Here is a 23,989-nt window from a genome sequence, read left to right on the forward strand (position 1 = left end):
GCACCTACAATATACTACTCATAACCTCTGGAGTAACACTTGGAATCACAACAGAACGGACAAGCATTGCAGTCTCGGCACAGGCATCAGCTGCTGCCTGGGTTGCCATACTGACTGCAGCCACATCACCGGTGAGAAGACAAAAAGCCTTACCACCAAGACCCATGGCAATACGTACTTCGGCAATATCTACCTCGGCAGTCTTCGCGGCACGATCTGCGGCCACAATTGCAGAGGATGCAGAAAAAGTCTCTATAATACCAAGAGAACAACCCTGTGGTTTACCGGCAATACCGGACATTGCAGAAATAACGGATTGGTCAATGCTAGGAATTACGAAATGATCCGCTACGGCGCCATCGGCACCGTCAATACCAGCAGCCACGGAAGCCTGAACCGCAGCCACGTCACCGTGTACCGCTGCAAGAAACTTACCAGGACAGATGGTCTTCATCATCAAAATCTCTACACTGGAGGCCTTCATCATACGATCTGCGGCTTCAATACCGGCTGCAATGCTGGTAAATTCTATCATTCCAACTGACTGAATATAAGCTGTCATGACTACGCTCCTTTAATCACTACTTCATTACCTACTTCCATTACAGTACCTGCAATAGAGGCATGAATTTTTGCACCCAAGGCTCCCTTAGGCACTGCACCAATCAACTGACCCACCTTGACAACATCACCTTTTTTGACCTGAGCCACAGATGGTGCACCGATATGCTGATGAAGCGGAATACGCACCTCAGCAGGAATATAATCACCGGTGAAGGCAGGATGAAGATCCATAAAACGATCTATACCAATCTTCAAAGCCAAACGAGGCACTGGCACCTTACGATAAGGGCGCATGTCTGATTGGGCAGGAATCACTGCTCGAGAGCCCTCGTAAGGAATCCTTTCCTGACGCATTTTTGCTCTAATGGCAGCATTGATACGACGAGGAGAAAGGCCCATGGGACAGCTAAACATTTCACAGACGCCACATTCACAACAGAGAAAAGCCTGTTCAAGGCCAGCACCATTCAATCCACCCGCAGCAAAGGCACGCATCACCTTATGGGTTTGAAAATCCTGACCTATAAGATAGCGCGGACAAAGATCGGTACAGAGGCGACACTGAATACAGGTACTGGCAGCCTGACGTTCCATGGTATGGATATCACGACTGGCCATCACATGCAGATAATGACCTCGGGGCAGAACAATGAGTCCACCGGTGGTCTTAGTCACCATCTTAGTGGCAAAGTCCTCTTCGGAATCCACCATGCGACCCATCATAGGGCCACCAAGAATGTATATAGGATCGGCGACAGTTGAGCCACCACAATGAGCAAGACACTCGCTCATCTTAGTTCCCAAAGGCACACGAATAACAGCAGGAGAGCCAACATCACCGGTTACGGTAACAATCTTATGAGTTAAGGGTGTTCCCTTAATGGCTGCAGCTACCTCAGCCAAAGTGCCCACATTGGCAACAACTGCACCAACATCTTTAGGTAGACCAAGAGGCGGAATGGTCTTTCCAGTTACCTCGTAAACCAAAGCCTGCTCATCACCTGCTGGATAAAAGTTATCCAATTGGGCAAGCTCCAGGCCTGTTCCTTCTATACAGTCCGCAAATATTTTTGCTATCTCGGTATACTTACTCTTTATACCGATAACACCGCGGGTAGCTCCCGTAACGGAGACGATGGCCTGCATCGCAACAACAATATCCGCTGCACGGGTACGCATAATATGTTGATCAGTATGCAACAGTGGCTCACACTCACAACCGTTGGCTATAACTGTATCCACCTGCGTGTCATATTTAACATGGGCGGGAAAACCTGCTCCGCCCTCGCCCACAATACCGGCATCCAGTATCGAGCGAAGAAGACTATCTTTATTCATGATCATCTCTTTGGGGTCGCTAGAGAGCTACAAAAAAAACGGCTACTATTTGTCACGTTTGAAGGGAAATACTTCTTCCAGGTCACCATGTGGACGTGGAATAACGTGTACAGCTACCACCTCGCCAATACGTGCGGCTGCTGCTGCACCTGCATCGGTTGCTGCTTTACATGCTGCAACATCACCACGAACAATCGCAGTTACCAAACCAGCACCAATTTGTTTGTAACCTACAAGTTGTACACGAGCAGCCTTTACCATTGCATCTGAAGCTTCAATAAGTGCGATCAAGCCCTTAGTTTCAATCATTCCTAATGAATCCATTGTATTTCTCCAAGTTTCGTATAACGAAAAAGTTTTACTCTATTTTGCTACCATCCATTTATAGGCACTGACCTACAACGGCAATTTTCTATACCATCCGCATCCTGGAGCCGCTCAAGGGGAGGAGACACCCTAGAGCACAAAAGAGGCTCAATACAGGCACGGATCGTCTACTATAACAACATTCGCTTTGATTACTCTGCAGGCTTATTAACGCAGGCTATACGCACAGAGGTAGGAGTACTGCAAATCACTTCGACAGCCTTAGGGAAATAAACCATATCACCTGCCTCGGCCACCATTTTTTTACCGTCAACCTCAAGATGAAGGGTACCTGCTACCACCACCGCCACCTCAGGTGATTTTAGCGTACGGGTAAAAGATCCCTTTTCCCATTGCATATGACCGCCAACAAGAGAGGTACCTGCAGTCAACTCTTTAACAGCCAAAGAAGCACCATCATTTTCTCTGACAAGACGATCTTCCTCAATGAGAGAGACACCAGCACAAGAGGCAACCACGCCTTCCACTGGAGATTGAACAACAACTGGTTCGGCAAGCTTGGCCGTAACAACACGACGAACAAGAGACTCTAAGGCATCTGCTGCCGGGGCTCCCGCCACAGATTCCTGAATAATGCCACACACCTCAGCAATAAGGGTGTCCGTTGCGGAAGATCCACGCACAGGGACATAAGAACAGTTCTCCTGAGCTACAAGTCCTGGAGCCTCAAAAAGTATTTCAACCCCCTGTGCCTGCGCCATTTCAACTGCCTGCTGAGTGACAATGCATTCCTGGGGCGGACATAGGATTGATTTATGACAACCTTGGAGAACCTTTTCAATATCGGCCTCGCTTATAATCCGCTTTCCCATGCAATCTCCCTTAATATATACAAAACACCTGCTCCCCTCTCTAGGAAAGAGAACAAAAAACCATCTTATTTTCCATCTATCGCACTAAGTCTCTATTTTTTCAAACATATGCCAAGAAAAAAGATCCTGTCCTGGCCAGTCTCCCATATAGAGAAGAAAAAGATTCCCTTTTTTCTAGCAATTATCGTGCTAGAAGCCACTTTTTTCCCCTTTTTATAAAAATTCAAAAAGCAAGAGCCTATTTTAAAAGGATTTAGAAACAAAAAGACGGACTCGACAACAAGGAAAAAGCAGATTCCAGCAAAAGAATGTTTTAACAGATTACAAGGACAAAAAAAGACATTTGTTGCATTTCTGCACAAGAGCCAGACATTCACAAGGCCCCTTTTTTTCTAGCAAAGATACTCTCTCCACCAATTAACAATCCTTACACATATAGAGAAACCAACCGTTGCTTTTTTGCACAAAGCAGAGTAAGCATAGTAACCTACTGTTTACTCACTGTTTAAGCAAGGAGGCAAATTTTACCGAGGCATTTTTGCACCAAAACAGCAAGAGCCAAGCGACAGAGGTCACAATAAAAATAAAATTTTAAAATCTTCCAAGCCCCTTAACAGAAAAAACCACCTATATATATTAAATACCCCAAATCCTCCTCCTAAAAAGTCGGCCATAAGCATCCGCTGCACCCTCTTTTTCTTGTTTTTTTGGGGAAAATCTTTTTTTTTAACAATTTGGCACTGTCTTTGCTGAGAATATTCAGCAAGTTTTAAGGTTATTTTTTCTTCCACTTGTCTGTAGAGATGAATTTTAACTGATATTTCGGCGTAAAACATTATTTACGCCTTCATTATACATGATAAACCATAAGAGGATTCGCAATGAACGTGATTGACTTTCGGTTTCGCCCTAACACCCCTGAAATTTTGGATGGCATTCAACACAGCACCATGTTCAAGGGTTTGTGCAAGCATATTGATTTTTCCAAAATGAAACCGCAGACAGTTGCTGAGTGTGTTCAGGATCTTACTGCACATAATGTTGTACGTGCGGTTATCACAGGTCGTGACTGCGAGACCACCTACAACGGATCTAAGCACAACAACCAAAGCATCATGAATTGGATTCAGCAGTTTCCTGAAAAATTCATCGGCTTCTTTGGAATGGATCCTCACAAGGGTATGAAAGGCATTGCCTCACTCGTTACCGCTGTAGAGACCTACGGCATGCGCGGTGCTGCCATCGATCCTTACCTTGCTCAGCTTTACCCAAATGACGCAAAATATTACCCAATCTACAGCAAGTGTTGCGAGCTTAACATCCCTATCGTTTTCACCACTGGTCCTGCTACTCTGGTACCAGGCGCTGTAATTGATCACGTTGCTCCACGTTATATTGACTTTGTTGCCCGTGACTTCCCAGATCTCAAGATTGTTATCAGCCACGGCGGATACCCTTGGGTTAACGAGGCAATCGTCGTTACCGAGCGTAATGCCAACGTATACCTTGATATCTCTGAGTTCGAGGCATCTCCAATGTCTGAGGCTTACGTTCAAGCAGCAAACAGCATGATTGCTGACAAGCTTCTCTACGCAAGTGCTCACCCATTCATTGATTTCCGTGATGCACTCGCAACCTACAACGGACTTCCAATTTCCGACGAAGCTCGTCAGAAAATCATGCACGATAATGCTGCTAAGCTTCTCGGCATTGAGACCGTTGCACCTGTTGCTGCTCCTGTTGCTGCTCCTGCATACAATGCAAGTAGCAACAACGCTACCAGCACCGCAGACTTAGTTCGAAGCATCGTAGCAGAGGTTGTTGCCCGTCAAAACGGTTAATTACCAGGATCCACCCAGAGGCCCAAACCTCTAACAGAAAGACAAAAAAGGCGTGCGTTTCTCTCCTCAGAGAATCACGCCTTTTTTATTGCTCTGCAAACTCCATGTACCAGCAAGGCCAGGACAAAAAATATATATCAATATTTTTTATCTCCTTTTAAACTTTTTTTGGAGTATTGCTATTTCAACTTGCTCCTTATAATTACAAAGAAAGATCTGTTTTTAAATTTTACCGGTTGGTTAGGAACTATTTTTTCCTGCCAAAATAGCCGCCGAAATAGTTTGACAGAAAGCAAAATTTCCATTCTATGTATCAGCATATTACACAAGAATGTACTAATGGCTTTCTCTCACCTTAGAGAAGATGGAGTATGCCAAATATAGATTTAACAAAAATGAAGTATGCTAATTAATAATTTTGACCAAACGATTTTTTTTAGGAGGTTTGCCACAAACTATATCACGTAATCAGCTGCCGCCCCATCACCCAGTAGAAAGTCGCAGCTGCAAGAGCAAAGAGAGCACAAAAGATATTTATTGAAAAGAGAGGTAGAAAAATGCAAGTCATCGCTTGTATTAAGCAGGTACCTGATACAACTCAGGTAAAAATTGACCCAGTGACCAATACCCTCGTTCGTGAAGGTATTCCCTTTATCGTCAATCCCTATGACACCCATGCTCTTGAGGCCGCACTGGATCTCAAAGATAAGTATGGGGTTAGCGTGACCGTGGTCACCATGGGCCCACCGAATTCGGCAAACGCCCTGAAGAAGGCCCTGGCCATGGGAGCTGATCGTGCCATTCTCTTGTCCGATCGCGCCTTTGGTGGTGCCGACACCCTGGCCACCAGTAAGGTTATCACAGCAGCTCTTGCCAAACTACAGGGAGAGGAAGAAATCGGCCTCATCTTCTGTGGTAAGCAGACCATTGACGGCGACACAGCTCAGGTAGGACCCGGCATTGCATCTCGAATGAAAATCCCTCAACTCACCTTGGTTGATAACGTAGAAGAGTTCACTCCTGCAAGCAAAAAAATCCGCGTGCGCAGAAAGCTTGAAGGACGCTACGAAAGAGTTGAATCAAAAATGCCTGCCCTGGTCACCGTTGTTCGCGAGATCAACAGCCCACGCTACCCCACCGTTCCTACCCGCCTCAAGTCGTTTAATGCCCCAATTGAAACCTGGGATAACAGCGACCTTAAAATCGACCCTGAAACCATCGGTCTCAAAGGCTCTGCCACCTGGGTAAGCAAGATTTTCAGCCCAGAGAGAGAGAAGGGAGAAATTGTAGGAGATGGAATCAATGCTCCACAAGAGGCAGCTGCACAGCTTATCGATAAACTTTTGAGCAAAGATGTGCTCTCGTTCTAGAGGAAAAAGTTATGACAAAGAAAGTAAAGCGACCAAGAGGTAAAGCTCAACTCCTTGAGGGAAAATGTATCAGCTGTGGTGGACGCTGCGAAAGCTCGTGTCCCGTTGCATGTATCACCATGAGCGATGCTGGCGAGCCACAAATTAATACAGCAAAGTGCATAGGCTGTAAAAAATGTGTCAAGGCCTGTCCCGGAGAAGCACTCGAGATATTCTTCACCCCTGAAGAACTTGCCATCCTGAAAGAACTCGGAGCTGATACCACGGTAGTAGAACCCACTCCGGAAGAGAAGGCTATTGCCGAGCGTAACGCTCAGTATAAAAACGTATGGGTTCTTGTCGAGCAAACCGAAGGCATAGTCGCCGAGGTCTCTTGGGAGCTTCTTGGCGAAGGACGAAAGCTTGCCAATAAACGCGGCTCTGAAGTTTGTGCCCTTATTATTGGTGCTGGCGTTCGTAATATCTGCGCTGACGCCTTTCACTATGGCGCCGATAAGTGCTACCTCATCGACAACCCTGTTTTTAAAGAGTACCGCACCGAGCCCTATTTCCGTGCCTGTTGCGACATGATTCATAAGCATAAGCCAGAAATCGTTCTCATGGGAGCCACCGGCCTTGGTCGCGATCTGGCCGGAGCGGTTGCCACAGAGCTACAAACCGGGCTTACCGCCGACTGTACCGAACTGGACATCGATCCAAAGGGTAATCTGATGCAGACCCGCCCAGCCTTTGGCGGCAACATCATGGCAACCATTATGTGCGACAAGTTTCGTCCACAGATGTCCACTGTTCGCCCCAAGGTTATGCAACTTGCCCCGATATCAGAAAACCCCAAATCTGAAATCATCGAAGAGACGGTTGATATCCCTGCCACAAGCATCATGACCAAAGTTCTTGAGATTATTCGCGAGAAAAAAGGTAGCAGCGATATCGATATCTCCAGCACAGAATTTATCGTAGCTGGTGGTCGTGGCATGATGAGCAAGGAAAATTTTTCCATCCTCAACGAACTCGCCGATGAACTTGGTGCTGTAGTTGCTGGATCACGAATGGCTGTCGATGCGGGTTGGGTTTCCCACACCAGACAAGTTGGTCAAACGGGCAAAACAGTTCGACCTGTTGTTTATATCGCCGTCGGTATTTCAGGCGCTATTCAACACATGGTTGGTATGCAAGACTCTGATATGATCATTGCCGTCAACAAAGATAAGGATGCACCAATCTTTGAAGTAGCAAACTACGGTATCGTCGGCGACCTCTTTGAGGTGGTTCCGGCTATGACCAAAAAGATTCGCGAGGCCAAGGCCTCTGCACAACACTAATCATTTTGGAAGGATTTACAGATTATGCATATTAGCCCAATGATATTCACCCCAATACTGATCGCCTCTCTGCTTCTTTTTGCCTACGGCCTACGGTCACGTCTTAAACTGGCAGCCATGGGTAAGGCTGAAGATCGATCTGATATGATGGCACAACGAATAGCCATGATGTTCAACATAGCCTTCTTGCAAAAGAAAGTGCTAGGTGGCAGTTTCGGCCTGAATCACTTTTTCATCTTTTGGACCTTTATTCTCCTCGCCCTCGCCAATGGTGAGTTTTTGGTAGCTGGCGTTTTTCCCGCTCTCACCTTCAAAGCACTTCCTCAGGGAATCTTCTCTCCACTGATGTTCGTCTTTGATGTTGTTTCTACCATCTGCCTTATCGCAATTGCTTCGGGAATTATCCGCCGCATCATCGCCCCACCATACAAAGAGGCTCGTACCGCTGAGGCCTTTGGCATTCTCGCCGTTATCGGTGGCCTAATGCTTGCCTACTTCGGCGTCCATGCAGCAGAGCTTGCCCTTGGTGAAATCAAGGCATCAATGCCTGTTTCCGGCGCTATCGCCTCTATGCTCAGCAATATGGCACCAGCTTCCATTGCCAGCTTTGGCCAGACAGCATGGTGGATTCACGCCTTTCTTATCCTAGGCCTGATGAACTACCTGCCCTTTGGCAAGCACATGCACATCATCACCGCCATCCCCAACTGTCTTTTCGGGGCAATCGACAAGGTTAACACTGTACCCCGTGAAGAATTTGCTGAGAATAACAGCTATGGCGTACAGGAAGCAAATGACTTCACCTGGAAAGACATTATCGACTCTTTCACCTGTACCGAGTGTGGCCGTTGCCAGAAGGTATGTCCTGCCACCCTCACCGACAAAGAGTTGGTACCACGTACCCTTATTGAGCAGATCAAGTACAATTTGATCGCCAATCAAGCAGAGCTCAAGGCCGGCAAGCCTGTCTCCTACAACCTTATTGGCGACGGCGAAAAGAGCATCAGCAAAGAGGCTATCTGGTCTTGCCTTACCTGTGGGGCATGCATGCAACAGTGCCCTGTTCTTATTGAGCATGTGCCCAAGATTATCAAGATGCGTCGTCACCTGGTTCAGATGGAGTCCGATTTCCCTGAAGAACTGTTAAGCCTTTTCGAAAACATGGAGCAACGTAGCAATCCATGGGGCATGGCACCATCTGATCGTAGTAAATGGGTTGGTGAGCTTGAAGTGCCAATGTTTGACGAATCCAAAGAGTATCTCTTCTATGTTGGTTGCTCCGGATCCTTCGATGCTCGAGCTCGTCAGGTAACAACCTCCATGGTCAAAATCCTCAATGCAGCTGGAATCTCCTACGGCATCCTCGGCAAAGATGAGCTCTGCTGTGGAGACAGTGTCCGTCGACTCGGTAACGAGTATGTCTTTGATCAAATGGCACAGCAAAACACTGACCTCTTCAAGAAGCTTGGAGTTAAAAAGATCATCACCGCCTGTCCACACTGTTTTACCACCGTCCTCAACGACTATAAGCAGTATGGCCTGGAGATCGAAGTTACTCACCACACCACCTTCATCAACAAGCTCATTGCTGAGAAGAAGCTTGCCCTGAATAACACAGAGATGAAAGGCAAGAATATTGTCTACCATGACTCCTGTTATCTCGGTCGCCACAATGGTATCTACGACGCTCCACGAAACGTCATCACCAGCATCACCCAAAAAGCTCCAATTGAAATGGAGAAGAACCGTGAGAACGCATTCTGCTGTGGTGCAGGTGGCGGTCGCATGTGGCTTGAAGAACGTACCGAAAAGCGAGTAAATGTTGAACGTACCAAACAGGCCCTTGAGACCAATGCTGATTGTATCACCGTTGGCTGTCCATTCTGCCTGACTATGTTTGAAGATGGTGCCAAGGATCTTGGCGCCGAGGTTCCTGTAAAGGATATTGCCGAGGTAGTTGCCGCAGCACTGTAAGAACCAAGCTGGACCGAAGAACAAAAAGCCCATACTGCTCTGCAGTATGGGCTTTTTTTATGCACACCAAAGCAGCAAGCAGTAACTTTGACCAGAAAGCAAAGGACCGCCCCCCCCAGAACATCAAATTAATGGGCTAAGCTCACTACCCTCCAAGCGTAACCAAACAGATCCATGGATTGTACCGCTATCCCCCCACATGATCAGTGATGGCCCTTTAACGGCTTTCGGCACTCAAGGTGAACTAAAGAACTGTGGATGATTCATAGGCTTACCTTACATGGAACAGAGAAGGAAACAAGCCAACAGAGAGCCACACTGTTAGCGGGCAATGCTTTAGCCAAAACACCTTCCACAACAGAACCTCTCTATCAAGGTCAATCCTGACAAACTGGCCTGGCCATCATGCCGGACAAACAAAAAAAAGCCCCTCCGGATAAATCCAGAGGGGCAATCAGCAACAATCAGGGGCAACCACTCTCTCCTAGATCATGAAGAGGGAGAGTTGCGGAATAAAGGTTACAGCAAGCAGTACCAATATCATGACGCCCAAAAATGGAATAACAACCTTGGAGACCTGCTCAATCTTAACATTAGCAACCCCAGCGGCAACAAAGAGGTTGACCCCAACAGGCGGGGTAACAAAACCAATGGCCAGGTTGACCACCATGATGATACCAAAATGCAGTGGATCAACACCTACCTTCATGACAATCGGCAGGAGGATGGGTACCAAAATAACAATGGCTGCCAGGGCCTCCATAAAGGTACCAACGACCAGAAGCAGAACGTTGATCAAGAGCAGGATAACAATTTTATTGGAAGTCATGCCAAGAATGAAGTCGGCAATCATAGCCGGTACCTGCTCCACGGTCATGACGTTACCAAAAATCTTGGCCATGGCCATAAGGACAATAACAATCGCCGAGGTTGAACAGGCCTCAATAAAGGCAGGAGCCAGATTCTTCATGTTCAGCTCGCGGTAGACAAAGATACCAACAACCAAACCGTAGAAGGCTGCAACGGCAGCGGCTTCGGTGGGGGTCATGATACCACCGTAGATACCACCGAGAACAATCACCGGTACCATCAGGGCAAGCTTTGCATCCCAAAATGCCCGAGCAAATGTCTTAAAATTACGTTCTTTCACCTCACCCTTCCAGCCACGCTTCTTCGAATAAAAGAAACTAAAAACCATCAGGGCAAGTCCGGTAAGAAGACCGGGAACAATACCGGCAATAAAGAGATCACCTACCGATACCTGGGCGGAAACACCGTAGACGACAAAGGGGTTGGATGGAGGAATCATTACCCCGATCGCACCGGCGGTTGCCACAACGGCACAGGAAAAGTACTTATCATAGCCACGTGCCATCATGGCAGGAATGGTCAGGGAGCCAATTGCAGCAACGGTTGCAGGGCCAGAACCAGAGATTGCGGCAAAGAACATACAGGTTGCAATGGTCGCAAGGGCCAGACCACCGGGCAGGGCACCGAGAAGTTCATCGGCAAGATCCAGTAGACGGCGGGAAAGCCCACCACAGCCCATGAACACACCGGCAGCAATAAAAAATGGAATTGCCATGATGGGAAAGCTATCAATGGAGGTAAAACTCACCTGCGCCACATACTCAATGGGGAGAGAGCCGTTGGCCACAACGGTGGCAAGAGCTGCAAGGCCAAGACTGATGGCAATGGGCACACCAATTACCAAAAAGAGGGCAAAGTAGCCAAAGAGCACTGACAATACGTTAAAGCCACTAAATAAGATTATAGGCAAAGAGATAGCAGCACAGAGCCCCACACCAACAAGTGAATCAAGAATACCCGTTTCCTTAACCTGCTTGAAAAGATCCTGAAGCAGGCGCAGAGACATCAGGCCAAAGGCAATGGGCAGAATCAAATAGGGTATATAGTACGGTATTTGCAAGGCTGCTGTAGTCTGTGGATATCTGATCTGCATACCGATATGCTTGATACCCATATACAAAATTACTGAAGTGAGGATCAAAAAGAAGACATCAACCACAACCCAGCTTATCCGTTGCAAACGCGGAGGAAGGCGATCATAAACAATATCAACTCGAATATTACTTCGATTCTTGATCGCTATGGGAACTGCCAGATAAGAGATCCAGATAAAGATAAAACGGGCAAGTTCTTCGGTCCAAACACCAGCACTCGGGTCAGCACCAAGAGGTACGCCGATATAACGGTAGGAGGTTTGGAAGACACTGATGAGAATGATAGAGAGCATTCCCAAGATAAGAAAGGGCTTTTCAAAATTATCATCAAGCCAATGCATCCAATTTTTATTGGCCGCCGGCATCTGTGGTGGTGTCGCTGAAGACATAGAATATTTCCTTACTCACAATAGAATGCCAAAGATCATTCTGCTGAACAATCTTTGGCATTTATATTAAACAGTGAAGGCATACGTGAATCCTCATATGCCTTTTACTGAAGCTAAAAATTACTTGGCGGTATAATCGTCACGCTGGGTATCTTGAATGAGACCAATAAGCTTGGGAGAGATCGATTCTTTAAATTTTTCCCATACCGGACGGGTTGCATCCTCAAATTTTTGACGCTCCGCATCGGAGAGATAGGTAATCTTGATTCCACGATCAAGAAATGCCTGCGTTGCAGCTTTTTCAAGATCTGCGGTAATGCCACGCTGATAGGCTAAGGCCTTTTGAGCTGAACCGGTGATGATTTTCTGATTCTCAGGAGAGAGAGACTGGTAAAACTCTTCATTCATCATCAGGATGTGCATGCTATAGTTATGCTGAGAATCAATAGCAGAGGTCAATACCTCGCTATGCTTAGCATCATTGAGAAGAGAGAAGGTATTGCCCTCGCCATCAACGGTTCCTTGCTGAAGGGCAGTATAGGTCTCACCCCAGGCAATAGGAGCAGGGTTCATACCAAGACCGGCAGCAACGGCAACCTCTACGGGAGAATCTGTGGTGCGTACCTTCAGGCCCTTAAGGTCTGCCATGGAGGCAATAGGCTTGGTGGCACTACAGAAATTACGGTAACCATACTCACTGTACATAACTGGTCTGAGACCAATTTTTGCTGATTCTGCGTCAAGATACTCACCAAGTTCCCCATTATCGAGGGCAGCATAAAGGTTCTTTTGGTACTGAGGACGGGTGATATAAGGCAGATCAAATGCCATGAACTCTTTGGAAAAATTGGCCATGTTAGGTGATGAAGAGGAAGCCATCTCCAAAGATCCCTGCTGGACAGACTCCATGGTTACCCGATCTGAACCAAGCATCGCACTACCAAAGAGTTGCACCTTAATGTTGCCCTTAGATTCTGCCTCTACAAGCTCTTTGAACTTTTCATAGCCCAAGGTAACATTATTACCTGGAGCCATGGGGTGACCCAAACGAATTTTCACAGGTTTATTAGCTGTCTCTCCGGCTTTCTTGCCATCATCAGAACCACAGGCAACGAGCCCCGTAAGCAACGCTGCAACACAAATTGTCTTCATCCCAGTTTTAAACATCCACATCTCCTTAAAAAATGAAAATAAAATAAATACCATTACGCTATTTGCACATCATTTCGCAATAAGTGTGCCAATAACTGACAATCATCTGAATGCCGTGCGATAATGACACATTCCCATGCCAAGGAGACAAAAACAACACGTCAGCATACTAATGCAAAAAAGCAACAGAAAGAAGCCTAGGCTAGAAGAGAAAACATTTCAAAATATTGTAATCATTCAACTTCACCAAGGACTAACGGCGAATGGCCAATAACAGCACAGGTGTGCATTTAAACAACATGTTGTACAATTGCACACGCTGTGCTGTTTTCACTCATCTTCCAAGAGCCATCATTACCAGATCAGCAGAAACGATAAAAAAAGGCCCCTCTGGAAAATCCAGAGGGGCCTACCTGAGCTCCGATCAACCACTAAAAAACGTTATTTCACTGTATAATCGTCGCGCTGGGTCTCCTGAATCAAACCGACGAGCTTAAGAGAAATAGAATCTTTAAACCTTCCCCATACCGGACGGGTTGCATCCTCAAACTTTTGCCGTTCCGTAGCGGAGAGACGGGTAATTGTGATTCCGCGATCAAGAAAGGCCTGAGTTGCAGCTTTTTCAAGATCAGCACTAATGTTACGCTGATAAGCCAGTGCCTTCAGCGCGGCATCGCTAATAATCTTCTGATTCACAGGAGAAAGGGCCTGAAAAAATTCCTCATTCATCATCAGGATGTGCAGGCTGTAGTTATGCTGAGAATCAATGGCAGAGGTCAGTACTTCGCTATGCTTGGCATCGTTAAGAAGAGAGAAGGTGTTTCCCTCGCCATCAACGGTTCCCTGCTGAAGGGCTGTATAAGTCTCGCCCCAGGCAATAGGAGCAGGGTTCATGCCAAGATCGGTGGCAACGGCAATCTCTACAGGAGAATCTGTAGTGCGTATCTTCAGACCCTTAAGATCTGCCATGGTGGCAATGAGCTTGCCAGTGCTGCAAAAATTACGGTAACCATACTCACTGTACATAATTGGCCGAAGACCAATTTTTACTGATTCAGCGTCAAGATACCTACCAAGCTTACCCTTATCGAGAGCGACATAAAGATTTTCCTGGTACTGAGGCCGGGTAATATATGGCAGATCAAAAGCCAAAAACTCTTTGGAAAAATTAGCCATATTTGGCGAAGAAGAAGAGGCCATTTCCAGAGAACCCTGCTGAACAGACTCCATGGTCACCCGATCTGAACCAAGCATCGCATTGCCAAAGATCTGCACCTCAATCCCTCCCTGAGATTCTGCCTCCACAAGCTCCTTAAACTTCTCATAACCCAGGGTAACATTGTTACCCGGCGCCATTGGATGAGCCAAACGAATTTTCACAATTTGAGGAACGGTTGCCTCGCTACCCTGTTCTCCCTCATCCGAGCTACAGGCAACAAGACCTGCAAGCAGTGCTGCAAGGCAAATCATTTTCATTCCAGCTTTTAACATCCCACATCTCCTAAAATAATATTTAACAGCAGAGCGATACCATACAAAAGAAACAAGACGGGGCGTACACAAGAACAAACTCTTCCATGCACACCCCGTCTAACGCCCCCCTCTCCCTACGAACAACAAACTACACAATAGATATTATGCTATTCAGGATACTTCCCCATCGGTATACTTTCTTATCTTACGAAATATTGTTGTCCTATTCACATTCATAACCTTGGCAACCTTGGCAATAGAACCATGCACCTTGAGGGCCTCCAGCAAGACATCCTTTTCAAGCTCGGCCATAATCTCCTTTAAAGATTTCCCCTCAAAGTTAGCATAATTCGCCTGCAGGCCGACAGCACTATTGTCAAGCTTCCTCTTTGCACACTGCATGGCTGGGGGTAAATCCTCTTCACGAATAACCCCCTCAAGACTGGTAACCACCAAACTATGAATCAAATTCTCCAGTTCACGCACATTGCCAGGCCAAGCGTATTGAAGAAGCGCCTCCTCAGCAGTGGGAAAGAGACGTATTGTCTTTTTATACTTTTGATAAAATCTTTCCAGAAAAAATTGAATCAGCGGCAGAATATCCTCCTGGCGTTCACGCAAAGCCGGAACATGGACCACGGCCACCCGAAGACGATAAAAGAGATCACTTCTAAAATTACCGGCGACCACCTCCTGCTCCAAATCCCTATTGGTCGCAGCAATAATACGCACATCAACAGCACGAGGCTGAGTTGAACCCACCCGAACAATTTCACCATCCTGAAGGGCACGCAACAATCGTCCCTGCATAGGCAGGGGCAGTTCCCCTATTTCATCAAGGAAGAGGGTTCCCTTATCGGCAATTTCAAAAAAGCCAGCCTTGCCCTTACTACTTGCCCCGGAAAAGGCACCGGCAACATAGCCAAAGAGCTCAGATTCGATGAGATTTTCAGGAATACTGGTACAATCTACCTTAAAGAATGGTTTGTTAGCCCGGTCACTACGCTCATGAATCCTATGGGCAAGTACATCTTTTCCTACCCCCGTTTCACCAAGCAAGAGAACAGTTGCATCGGTGCTGGCCACTCTATCAAGGACCCCAAGCAATTTCTGCATAAGAGGACTCTCGGTAATAATTTGTTTTTGTACCGAAAGTTTCTGGATATTCGAACTAAACTTTTCAATCATGTCCCGTTGATGATTGATCTGACTTTGAAAACGAGACATAACCGTAACATCGCGCACAAAGGTAACAACAAGCTCAACATCTTCATCATAATCAAAGATAGGATGGCCCACCAGGAGCACCCTCCGACCCTTACTTGTTACCTGTACCCTCGTCATGCTCTTCCCTGAAGTAACAATATCAGGGTTCAGGGCAGTATCAAAAGTACCATCATCTACAAGATCTTTAATGTTTTTCCCTAAAACATCTTTGGCCTTAAGGCCTGAGAGTTGTTCATACGTCCTGTTGATAGCAATAGTCATCCCATGCCTATCTGTTACATAGAGACCATCAATAGACGTATTCAGAACACTACACAAATTACTAACGATTAAGTGTCGATATTCAGGAATAATATAATTCATACGCAAAAAAAACCCGCCTCTGTCTGCTTGTTAAATTTATGCTTTTACATCTCTTCTCTGGGGCATAACCAGCTCGCAAGGCTCATAAATGCTGTAAGGGGAAATAAGAATTCTCCTGTCCCAACCTTGTGACAACTAACTATCTTATCGAGAAAATTTCAAGGTAATCTCTTGTTCATCTTCACCAAACTGCAGCTGATCAAAATCATTTAGCCTGTAACGACGAATAAGACTCCGCAAGTCTTTCACATACCTATCCCCTATTTCCGAATAGTAGAGAAGCCCCTCTGCCATCTCAGTACCCTTTGGAAATTGTCCATTTTTACGGTCTGCGGCCCTGATAGAGCGAAGCAAACGATAGCTACGGTGGCTATTCAAATTTTGAATATAACTCTCTGTTGCCGAAAAGATAGTGGCAAAGGCGGCGACCTTCGCATCGCTGCCAAGGGCCTTTATATGAGGTGCATTACTGGAAGCGGGTACATGTTCCCCATAGAGGGCATTACCTGAAACGGCAAAACGAGAGGTCCCCCAACCACTTTCTAAAATAGCCTGGGCAAGGACCAGCGATGGCGGAATAATATCTACCCGAAGCAAAAGATCAGCCATTCCAGATCTACTGCCATACTTTATAGCCAATGCTGCTCGCCACTGCTCTTCATCCGGGGTGAGATGTGCACCCTCTGCCTCCATCTTCGCTAAAGCCTGAAGGCGACTACGCTCCCCGGCAACCATATTATTTGCCCGCACCACTTCAGGCAGGATTAATTCGACAAAGGCCTCTGCTTTTTGGCCAGTAGATATCCCCAACCAACTCTGCGGCAGATTCTGGGCAAACAAAAATGGCACAGTAGCCCCTATCCGAGCAGGTTGCTTGCTACCATAGGTCTCTACGAGAAAGGCCAAATACTCTTGACCAGTTGTAAACTCTTTAACAATAGCTTCCCTCTTCGGTTCCGGGGCAACCACCATCTTGCAGGCATAAAAAACCATAAGACTCAGAAGAACAGAGAGGATGAAGATAGATCTTTTCATAAATTTAAAATTCCCTTAGCGGGCAGAGACTTAGCCTCCACCAGTAATTATAAAAAATAGCCCTCTACTAAAAAAGAGAGCAATAGCTCAACTCTTTTTCGTTTAAAAGAACCACAAGGTGTGACATACAGATGAAATCCTACTAAAGTATTAGTCTGCAATAAAAAATCAATAGTTTATTAAAATCAACCTTTCTACAAAGACTATTTTTCTCTACCAAAAGAACACAAATGATTGTTTATTGGATAGAGATTTTCTGCATACAGTTAAATATAAGAGGAGAGCTTGGCATGTCGAGTAGCTTTGGTACATTGTATAAGGTCAGCACCTACGGGGAGTCACACTGCAAGGGTGTCGGTGTTGTTATAGATGGTTGCCCCCCTGGGCTTGAATTAAGCGAAGCAGATATCCAACGACAACTGGATCGCAGAAGGCCGGGCCAGAATGTCCTGACCACCGACCGTAAGGAGGCCGATCAGGTAATGATTCTCTCGGGAACCGAAAATGGTAAGACCTTGGGAACGCCCATTGCCCTTCATGTCAACAACCGGGATCAACGTCCCGGAGATTATGGCGACATCAGCGACCTACCCAGACCATCCCATGCCGATTTTACCTACCAGATGAAATATGGTATCCGGGCAAGTTCCGGGGGTGGACGTGCCAGTGCCAGAGAAACCATCGGCACCGTTGCAGCAGGTGCCGTGGCCATGAAGGTACTGAAAAAAAAGTATGGCATCGAAATCGTCGCCTGGGTTGAAAGTGTTGGCCCTATTCAGGCAAGCGGTATCAACCCTGACACCATAAGCCGGGAAGAAGTTGATAAACAGATCAGCCGCTGCCCCGACCAAATAACTGCCGCAGAGATGGAAAAATTTATCACGGAACTCAAGGAACGAGGTGATTCAACGGGAGGAATAGTCACCTGCTGTATCCGCAATAGCCCCGTGGGCCTTGGCGAACCAATCTATGAGAAGCTTGAGGCAAAACTTGCCCAGGCAATGCTCGCCATCCCAGCAAGCAAGGGCTTTGAAATAGGATCCGGTTTTGCCGGGAGCAGACAATTAGGCTCTGAGCACAACGACTTATTTATATGGAAGGATAACAGACTCGGCACCTCAACAAACAACTCCGGGGGCATCCAAGGGGGCATATCAAACGGAGAGCCTATACTCTTCCGCGTCGCCTTTAAACCGACCGCCACCATCTCTCTGCCTCAGGAAACAGCCACCTTCACAGGCAAGACAGAAACCATGCAGGCCAAGGGCCGCCATGACCCCTGTGTTGTCTCCCGAGCGATACCCATTGTTGAATCCATGGCAGCCCTGGTCCTCCTGGACATGGCCATGAGACAGGAGAGCCGCAAGAGCTTCTTCTAGGGTCTGAGCTGTTCTCTTTCCTCTTGACTCCCTAAAAAAGGTTCCTTACTGAAGGGAGAAAAGAGGAATCCTTAGAAAAAGAGCTTGAATCTCTCTCTATAACGCAGTACAAGATTTGCTCCCCGGACGTGTGATGATGCACGCCCTCCTACCCCATCATTTTTTTACGAGAGTACCGGCAACTAACCGTAACCGGTAACATTTTGAGTATGCCATTCAAAAAAAAATCGCTCAGTGCATTTCTTGACCGACAGGCTCCACCGGAGGGATTGCTCCTTTTAGGTCTTGCCATCCTCATTGGAGTCATTACAGGTGTTGGTTCTGTAATTTTCATCAAACTCATCCACCTTATCCAGTCCTTTTTCTACACTGGTGTGTACGAGAAAATACCTTTTCTGGGCAAATGGATATATGTTGTCGCCCCAGTCATAGGTGGCCTGCTGGTCGGGCCCCTGATCCTCCTTGCCAAGGAGGCAAAGGGACACGGCGTTCCCGAGGTCATGCAGGCTCTGGTGCTCCGAGGAGGACGAATTCGCGGACGAGTTGCAGCCGCCAAGATCGTAGCCTCGGCAATCTGTATCGGCACGGGTGGTTCTGCCGGTCGTGAAGGCCCAATCATCCAGGTCGGTGCAGCCTTTGGCTCCAGCCTCGGGCAAATACTCAAACTCTCCGACGAACGAATTCGCAACCTGGTGGCCTGTGGCGCAGCAGCAGGTATTGCTGCCACCTTTAATGCCCCCATCGCAGGCGTTGTCTTTGCCATAGAAGTACTGATGTTTAACATCCACATCCGGGCCTTTGGTAATGTGGTAATCTCCTCGGTGGCCGCATCCATCGTCAGTAGACTTTTCCTGGGCCATGGAGCCGCCTTCGCCGTACCTACCTACACAATGGCCAACCCCGTTGAACTAGTTCTCTACTTCATCCTTGGTCTTACCGCCGCTCTGGTTGGTGTTTTCTTCATCCGCATTCTTGATGTCGCTGAGACTGTCTTTGATAACTGGGATTTTCCACAGATATTCAAACCTGCCGTCGGCGCAGCCTGTCTGGGCGTTATCGGCCTTATCTATATGTCCTTCCCAGGCTTTGTTGATCCAAACGCTACCGGCGTTCACGGCCCTATTACCGCTGCCCCCATTCCTCATATGTTCGGCACCGGCTTTCCCTTCATTGGATATGCACTGCAGGGTAAGGGCTCCTTTTGGGTCCTCCTCATGCTGGTATTCTTAAAACCGCTGGCCACCACCTTCACCCTGGGCTCGGGTAACTCCGGTGGCGTTTTTGCCCCATCTCTTTTCACCGGGGCAATGCTCGGTGGAGCAATGGGACATGTTTTTCTCTACTTCTTCCCTGGAATCACAGGAAACATTGGCGCCTATGCCCTCGTCGGCATGGCAGCTCTCTTCTCGGCAACAGCCCGGGCTCCACTAACAGCAATGCTTATTGTCTTTGAGATGAGTGGCGATTACGAGATGATCCTGCCACTTATGATTGCCGGCGTCACCGCCTGTTATGTTGCTCAGTGGCTTCATCCTGAATCCATCTATACTACCAAGCTGGCCAAGCGAGGCGTTCGCTTTTCCGGGGGTAGAGACATGGACATTATGCAAGGGGTGCGGGTTAGCGAGGTCATGCGCAACCGACCTGTAACGGTGCATAAGAATCAACCCATCAGCGAACTCCTTGCCCTCTTCCAAGAGACCAACCTTCTTGGTTTTCCGGTAGTGGCCGATGACAACAAAGTCTGGGGTATTGTTACCCTACAGGATATGCACAAGGCAGAATCAAAACCTGACTTTTCATCTAAAGGACTGGTTGTGGCAGATATTGCTACCGAAGATCCTATCACCGCCTTTAGCGATGAACCCATCTGGACGGCAATTCAAAAGATGAGCCCCAGAGACCTTGCCCGCCTCCCCGTTGTCAGCCGAGACGGTTCAGGCCAACTCTGCGGTGTAATTAGCAGGAGTGATATTCTCCGTGCTTACGATGTGGGCGTTATGCGCAAACAGCGAGGTCAATTTGTTGAGGGGCAGGTTGATCTGCGTAAGCAGACCGAAAATGCCTTTATGGAGTTTGTTATCTCGGAATCAGATACCTGTAATCAAAAATGCATCCGTGATCTCTCACTGCCGGAGCATGTTAACCTCGTTTCCATCAAGCGGGCAGGTGAGATTATTATCCCCCGGGGCAAGACCCAGTTGCTGGCAGGTGATGTGGTGAGTATATACGGCAAAATCAAAGAAAATGAAGAGACCAAGAACATGCTCAGCTGTTCCTCTCCATCATAGCGTACGAGCCCCTATTGACTGCCACAGCCAATAGGGGCTCACAGGGCTCGTCAGCCAGTAACAACCCTTTGCTTTTTTTGACACTACGACAAAAAAATGCTTATCTTGTAAAGACTGCCTGCTGTTGACAAAAAACTCCTTTTTTAAAGAGATGCCCCTATGAAAAACAGATTACTTCTCCTCCTGAGTACCATCCTCTTTTTCAGCACTCCCTGCCATGGCCAAACAATCCCCACTGTTTTCGTCAGTATCCCCCCACAGAAATTCTTTATTGACAGTATAGCAGGTGGAAATGTACAGGTGCAGATCATGGTCAATCCAGGCGCCAACCCCATTACCTATGAGCCTAAGCCATCGCAAATGATAGCCCTGAGCCGAAGTATCGCCTATTTTTCCATAGGGGTACCATTTGAGCAGGCTTGGCTGGATCGCATCAGGGGAGTAAATTCCCATATGAATCTGATACCTACGGACAAGGGCATCAAAAAAAGGAAGATGACCGCTCAGCATGGAGCAGATGGCCCGGGAACAGACCCGCATATCTGGCTCTCTCCCCGGTTAGTAAAGGTTCAAGCGCTGACCATCAAGGATGCTCTGATTAAACTCATCCCTGAAAAGCAGTCTGTCTTTGAAAAAAATTACCGCACCTTCCTCCTCCAAATAGATCAGTTAGAGCAGGAGATAGGCGCCTCTCTGCTGGGACAGGCAGACAAGAAATTTTTGGTCTTCCATCCCTCCTGGGGATACTTCGCCCGGGACTTTGGTCTCACTCAGGTTGCCATAGAGATAGAGGGCAAGGAACCCAAACCTGCCCAACTGACGGCAATTATCAAGGAGTGCCAGCAGGCCGGCATTCGTATCATTTTTGCCCAACCTCAATTCTCCCAAAGAAGTGCTCGCACCATCGCCAAGGCAATAAGAGGCCAGGTGATTCTCATCGACCCCCTAGGCGAAAATTGGCTGCAAAATATGCGGGATGTTGCCAACAAACTCCAAGAACTGACAGAATAAGCCTATGCAAGTACCCCTTATCGAAATCAGAGATCTCTGCCACTCCTACCAGAATCAGGAGGTATTGCACCATATAAACCTGGAGGTATATCATGGTGATTTTATCTCTATAATTGGCCCAAACGGCGGGGGAAAAACAACCCTTTTAAAATTGATCATCGGCCTGCTCAAACCTACCCGGGGTGAGATCCTTATCAAGGGCCAGCCCTTTGATAAGGAGAGGGCCACCATCGGCTATGTACCTCAATACATCAATCACAACCTCAACTTCCCCGCAACCGCCCTCGATGTCGTTTTAATGGGTTGCCATAGACCCGCCAGGAGATTTAAGCTCGGCCACTGTAAAAAAGATCGAGAGGCAGCCCAACTCTCCCTTGAAAAAATTGGCATTGAGAACTGTGCAGAAAAAAAAATCAGGGATCTCTCCGGTGGACAACGGCAGAGAGTGCTCATTGCCAGAGCCCTGGTCTCAGAACCTGAACTGCTGGTACTCGACGAACCTACAGCCAGTATCGATACCAAAGGGCAGACAGATTTTTATAATTTACTTCAGGAGCTGAACAAAGATATCACCATCCTCATGGTCAGCCATGATCTCCTGATGATCTCCTCCTATGCAAAGTCAATTGCCTGCCTCAATAAAGGCCTCAGCTACCACCCAACATTTACATCCTTTAACGATGTGCTCAATGCCTTCTACTCCTGCTCTGTCAAAAATTCCTGCCTCTCTACTACCCTCAGTCAGGAGCATTTACAAATTCACCAAAAGGGGAGTCTCTGATGCTTGAAGCCCTCCAATTTGAATTTATGCGTAATGCCCTTATGGCGGGAATGCTGGCCAGCATACTCTGTGGCATCATCGGTAGTCTCATCGTTATTAACCGACTGGTCTTTCTCTCGGGTGGCATCGCCCACAGCGCCTACGGAGGCATCGGTCTGGCAGCATTCTGCGGTTGGCCCTACCTGCTGGGGGCCACAGGTTTTTCCCTGGTCTCTGCCATGGTTATGGCCGCTGTCTCCATCAAGGCCAAGCATCGGGCCGATACCATCATTGGTGTTATATGGGCCCTGGGCATGGCCATAGGTATCCTCCTCCTTGATATGACGCCTGGCTATAACGTCGACCTGATGAGCTACCTCTTTGGCAGCATCCTCAGTGTCCCCACTGCAGATCTGGGCATAATGGCAGCCATAGGCTGCATTATCTTATTTGTGGTAGGATTTTTCTTCAGTGATATTTCGGCGATGTCCTATGACGAGGAATTTGCTCAGGTACGGGGCGTGCCCGTCCGTCCGCTCTACTTCCTCCTCATCGGCATTGTGGCCATCACCGTGGTGATGGTTGTCCAGCTTGTGGGATTGATCCTGGTCATAGCCCTGCTGAGCATCCCGGCCCATATCGCTGAAAAGTATACCAAGTCCCTATTAGGAATGATGGGCCTCTCCTGCCTTCTCGGTATGGGATTTATTCTGGGCGGACTCTGGCTCTCCTACACCTACGACCTCACCTCGGGAGCCACCATTATCTTCTTTGCCGGAGTCGTCTTCTTTCTCTCTCTAGGCCTGGACAAGATAATTTCCTTCCTGCGCAAACGAAGAATCGTCCTAGCCCACAGGCCCTCTTAAAGAAGAAGGGCCCGCCAGGTATTCTGACTGTCTACATAGGTAGTGTTCAAAGACTGACAGGCCGTCTACATCTGTATATTGTCTGTTTCCTCGATGTTTGAGCCTTTATACATTTGTATATTGCCCGTCTACTCGGGTTTTCAGGCCGTATACATTTGTATATTGCCCGATTACTCGGTGTTTGAGCCTTTATACATTTGTATATTGTCTGTTTCCTCGATGTTTCGGGCTTTATACAGATGTATATTGCTTCACTACTGGAGTTTTCAGGATTTATACAGATGTATATTGCGCCAATATTCTGGTTTTCAGGCTTTTTGCATCTGTTTATTCTCTCATGAGCCTAAGCTTAGGGTTTGCCTCAACAGGTAAGGCCTCTTTCTTCAGTCGTCATTTTCTTTTACTCAAAAGAAAATGACGGTTCAATAATGAATAGGTGGAGCTAAAACAAATCAATCAGACTGTTTAAAG

The 23,989-nt window shown here is 47.3% G+C and carries 19 protein-coding genes; 9 read left to right on the plus strand and 10 right to left on the minus strand.

Annotation, left to right across the window (positions count from 1 at the left end; genetic code table 11):
- Window positions 1–4: 4 nt before the first annotated feature.
- From DP_RS15405 to DP_RS15430, 5 genes are all read right to left on the minus strand, one after another.
- On the minus strand, window positions 5–562 hold the full coding sequence (locus DP_RS15405) for a BMC domain-containing protein (RefSeq protein ID WP_011190284.1): 558 nt from the start codon (window positions 560–562) through the stop codon (window positions 5–7).
- A 2-nt stretch (window positions 563–564) separates the two neighbouring features.
- Window positions 565–1,902 (minus strand): 4Fe-4S dicluster domain-containing protein, encoded by a 1,338-nt coding sequence (locus DP_RS15410; RefSeq protein ID WP_041278113.1) that lies wholly within the window; start codon window positions 1,900–1,902, stop codon window positions 565–567.
- Window positions 1,903–1,947: 45 nt separating this feature from the next.
- The gene (gene eutM, locus DP_RS15415) at window positions 1,948–2,226 is read right to left on the minus strand and encodes an ethanolamine utilization microcompartment protein EutM (RefSeq protein ID WP_011190286.1); all 279 of its coding nucleotides are present in this window, start codon (window positions 2,224–2,226) and stop codon (window positions 1,948–1,950) included.
- Window positions 2,227–2,420: 194 nt separating this feature from the next.
- Window positions 2,421–3,101, minus strand: a complete 681-nt coding sequence (locus DP_RS17170) for a cupin domain-containing protein (protein ID WP_011190287.1) — start codon at window positions 3,099–3,101, stop codon at window positions 2,421–2,423.
- Window positions 3,102–3,673: 572 nt separating this feature from the next.
- Complete coding sequence (locus tag DP_RS15430; RefSeq protein ID WP_011190289.1) at window positions 3,674–3,937, minus strand: hypothetical protein; 264 nt, start codon at window positions 3,935–3,937, stop codon at window positions 3,674–3,676.
- 45 nt (window positions 3,938–3,982) lie between these two features.
- On the opposite strand from DP_RS15430, the gene DP_RS15435 reads away from it, so the two are divergent.
- The 4 genes from DP_RS15435 to DP_RS15450 all read left to right on the plus strand — a co-directional run bounded on the left by DP_RS15435 (window position 3,983) and on the right by DP_RS15450 (window position 9,608).
- Window positions 3,983–4,942 carry an amidohydrolase family protein gene (locus DP_RS15435; protein WP_011190290.1) on the plus strand — a complete coding sequence of 320 codons (960 nt, stop codon included), beginning with the start codon at window positions 3,983–3,985 and terminating at the stop codon, window positions 4,940–4,942.
- A gap of 557 nt (window positions 4,943–5,499) precedes the next feature.
- The gene (locus tag DP_RS15440; RefSeq protein ID WP_011190291.1) at window positions 5,500–6,312 is read left to right on the plus strand and encodes an electron transfer flavoprotein subunit beta/FixA family protein; all 813 of its coding nucleotides are present in this window, start codon (window positions 5,500–5,502) and stop codon (window positions 6,310–6,312) included.
- A gap of 11 nt (window positions 6,313–6,323) precedes the next feature.
- A complete protein-coding gene (locus DP_RS15445; RefSeq protein WP_011190292.1) occupies window positions 6,324–7,634 on the plus strand; it encodes an FAD-binding protein in 1,311 nt (436 codons plus the stop codon).
- A 24-nt stretch (window positions 7,635–7,658) separates the two neighbouring features.
- On the plus strand, window positions 7,659–9,608 hold the full coding sequence (locus DP_RS15450) for a (Fe-S)-binding protein (RefSeq protein ID WP_011190293.1): 1,950 nt from the start codon (window positions 7,659–7,661) through the stop codon (window positions 9,606–9,608).
- 484 nt (window positions 9,609–10,092) lie between these two features.
- Here the strand turns inward: DP_RS15450 and DP_RS15455 are convergent, their stop codons facing one another.
- The 5 genes from DP_RS15455 to DP_RS15475 form a co-directional block, all read right to left on the minus strand.
- Window positions 10,093–11,961 (minus strand): TRAP transporter large permease, encoded by a 1,869-nt coding sequence (locus tag DP_RS15455; protein ID WP_011190294.1) that lies wholly within the window; start codon window positions 11,959–11,961, stop codon window positions 10,093–10,095.
- 120 nt (window positions 11,962–12,081) lie between these two features.
- Complete coding sequence (locus DP_RS15460; RefSeq protein WP_083819006.1) at window positions 12,082–13,128, minus strand: TRAP transporter substrate-binding protein; 1,047 nt, start codon at window positions 13,126–13,128, stop codon at window positions 12,082–12,084.
- 426 nt (window positions 13,129–13,554) lie between these two features.
- Window positions 13,555–14,604 carry a TRAP transporter substrate-binding protein gene (locus DP_RS15465; protein WP_011190296.1) on the minus strand — a complete coding sequence of 350 codons (1,050 nt, stop codon included), beginning with the start codon at window positions 14,602–14,604 and terminating at the stop codon, window positions 13,555–13,557.
- A gap of 153 nt (window positions 14,605–14,757) precedes the next feature.
- On the minus strand, window positions 14,758–16,176 hold the full coding sequence (locus DP_RS15470; RefSeq protein WP_049785130.1) for a sigma-54 interaction domain-containing protein: 1,419 nt from the start codon (window positions 16,174–16,176) through the stop codon (window positions 14,758–14,760).
- A gap of 144 nt (window positions 16,177–16,320) precedes the next feature.
- Window positions 16,321–17,211, minus strand: coding sequence for a glucosaminidase domain-containing protein (locus DP_RS15475; RefSeq protein ID WP_011190298.1), 891 nt, complete (start codon window positions 17,209–17,211; stop codon window positions 16,321–16,323).
- 290 nt (window positions 17,212–17,501) lie between these two features.
- Here DP_RS15475 and aroC point away from each other — a divergent pair, with 290 nt between their 5' ends.
- The 5 genes from aroC to DP_RS15500 all read left to right on the plus strand — a co-directional run bounded on the left by aroC (window position 17,502) and on the right by DP_RS15500 (window position 23,518).
- Window positions 17,502–18,590, plus strand: a complete 1,089-nt coding sequence (gene aroC / locus DP_RS15480) for a chorismate synthase (RefSeq protein WP_011190299.1) — start codon at window positions 17,502–17,504, stop codon at window positions 18,588–18,590.
- Between the two features lie 209 nt (window positions 18,591–18,799).
- A complete protein-coding gene (locus DP_RS15485) occupies window positions 18,800–20,881 on the plus strand; it encodes a chloride channel protein (RefSeq protein WP_041278114.1) in 2,082 nt (693 codons plus the stop codon).
- 159 nt (window positions 20,882–21,040) lie between these two features.
- Window positions 21,041–21,892 carry a metal ABC transporter solute-binding protein, Zn/Mn family gene (locus tag DP_RS15490; protein ID WP_011190301.1) on the plus strand — a complete coding sequence of 284 codons (852 nt, stop codon included), beginning with the start codon at window positions 21,041–21,043 and terminating at the stop codon, window positions 21,890–21,892.
- A 4-nt stretch (window positions 21,893–21,896) separates the two neighbouring features.
- A complete protein-coding gene (locus DP_RS15495) occupies window positions 21,897–22,673 on the plus strand; it encodes a metal ABC transporter ATP-binding protein (protein ID WP_011190302.1) in 777 nt (258 codons plus the stop codon).
- Window positions 22,673–23,518, plus strand: coding sequence for a metal ABC transporter permease (locus tag DP_RS15500; protein WP_011190303.1), 846 nt, complete (start codon window positions 22,673–22,675; stop codon window positions 23,516–23,518). The genes DP_RS15495 and DP_RS15500 overlap by 1 nt, the downstream gene beginning before the upstream one ends.
- Window positions 23,519–23,989 lie beyond the last annotated feature (471 nt).

It is taken from the genome of Desulfotalea psychrophila LSv54 (assembly GCF_000025945.1).
GTDB classification, from domain to species: Bacteria; Desulfobacterota; Desulfobulbia; order Desulfobulbales; family Desulfocapsaceae; genus Desulfotalea; species Desulfotalea psychrophila.

Coding starts and splice junctions, on each gene's coding strand:
- DP_RS15405 (WP_011190284.1), bottom strand. CDS start 562: ATGACAGCTTATATTCAGTCAGTTGGAATGATAGAATTTACCAGCATT.
- DP_RS15410 (WP_041278113.1), bottom strand. CDS start 1,902: ATGAATAAAGATAGTCTTCTTCGCTCGATACTGGATGCCGGTATTGTG.
- eutM (WP_011190286.1), bottom strand. CDS start 2,226: ATGGATTCATTAGGAATGATTGAAACTAAGGGCTTGATCGCACTTATT.
- DP_RS17170 (WP_011190287.1), bottom strand. CDS start 3,101: ATGGGAAAGCGGATTATAAGCGAGGCCGATATTGAAAAGGTTCTCCAA.
- DP_RS15430 (WP_011190289.1), bottom strand. CDS start 3,937: ATGTTTTACGCCGAAATATCAGTTAAAATTCATCTCTACAGACAAGTG.
- DP_RS15435 (WP_011190290.1), top strand. CDS start 3,983: ATGAACGTGATTGACTTTCGGTTTCGCCCTAACACCCCTGAAATTTTG.
- DP_RS15440 (WP_011190291.1), top strand. CDS start 5,500: ATGCAAGTCATCGCTTGTATTAAGCAGGTACCTGATACAACTCAGGTA.
- DP_RS15445 (WP_011190292.1), top strand. CDS start 6,324: ATGACAAAGAAAGTAAAGCGACCAAGAGGTAAAGCTCAACTCCTTGAG.
- DP_RS15450 (WP_011190293.1), top strand. CDS start 7,659: ATGCATATTAGCCCAATGATATTCACCCCAATACTGATCGCCTCTCTG.
- DP_RS15455 (WP_011190294.1), bottom strand. CDS start 11,961: ATGTCTTCAGCGACACCACCACAGATGCCGGCGGCCAATAAAAATTGG.
- DP_RS15460 (WP_083819006.1), bottom strand. CDS start 13,128: ATGTTTAAAACTGGGATGAAGACAATTTGTGTTGCAGCGTTGCTTACG.
- DP_RS15465 (WP_011190296.1), bottom strand. CDS start 14,604: ATGTTAAAAGCTGGAATGAAAATGATTTGCCTTGCAGCACTGCTTGCA.
- DP_RS15470 (WP_049785130.1), bottom strand. CDS start 16,176: ATGAATTATATTATTCCTGAATATCGACACTTAATCGTTAGTAATTTG.
- DP_RS15475 (WP_011190298.1), bottom strand. CDS start 17,211: ATGAAAAGATCTATCTTCATCCTCTCTGTTCTTCTGAGTCTTATGGTT.
- aroC (WP_011190299.1), top strand. CDS start 17,502: ATGTCGAGTAGCTTTGGTACATTGTATAAGGTCAGCACCTACGGGGAG.
- DP_RS15485 (WP_041278114.1), top strand. CDS start 18,800: ATGCCATTCAAAAAAAAATCGCTCAGTGCATTTCTTGACCGACAGGCT.
- DP_RS15490 (WP_011190301.1), top strand. CDS start 21,041: ATGAAAAACAGATTACTTCTCCTCCTGAGTACCATCCTCTTTTTCAGC.
- DP_RS15495 (WP_011190302.1), top strand. CDS start 21,897: ATGCAAGTACCCCTTATCGAAATCAGAGATCTCTGCCACTCCTACCAG.
- DP_RS15500 (WP_011190303.1), top strand. CDS start 22,673: ATGCTTGAAGCCCTCCAATTTGAATTTATGCGTAATGCCCTTATGGCG.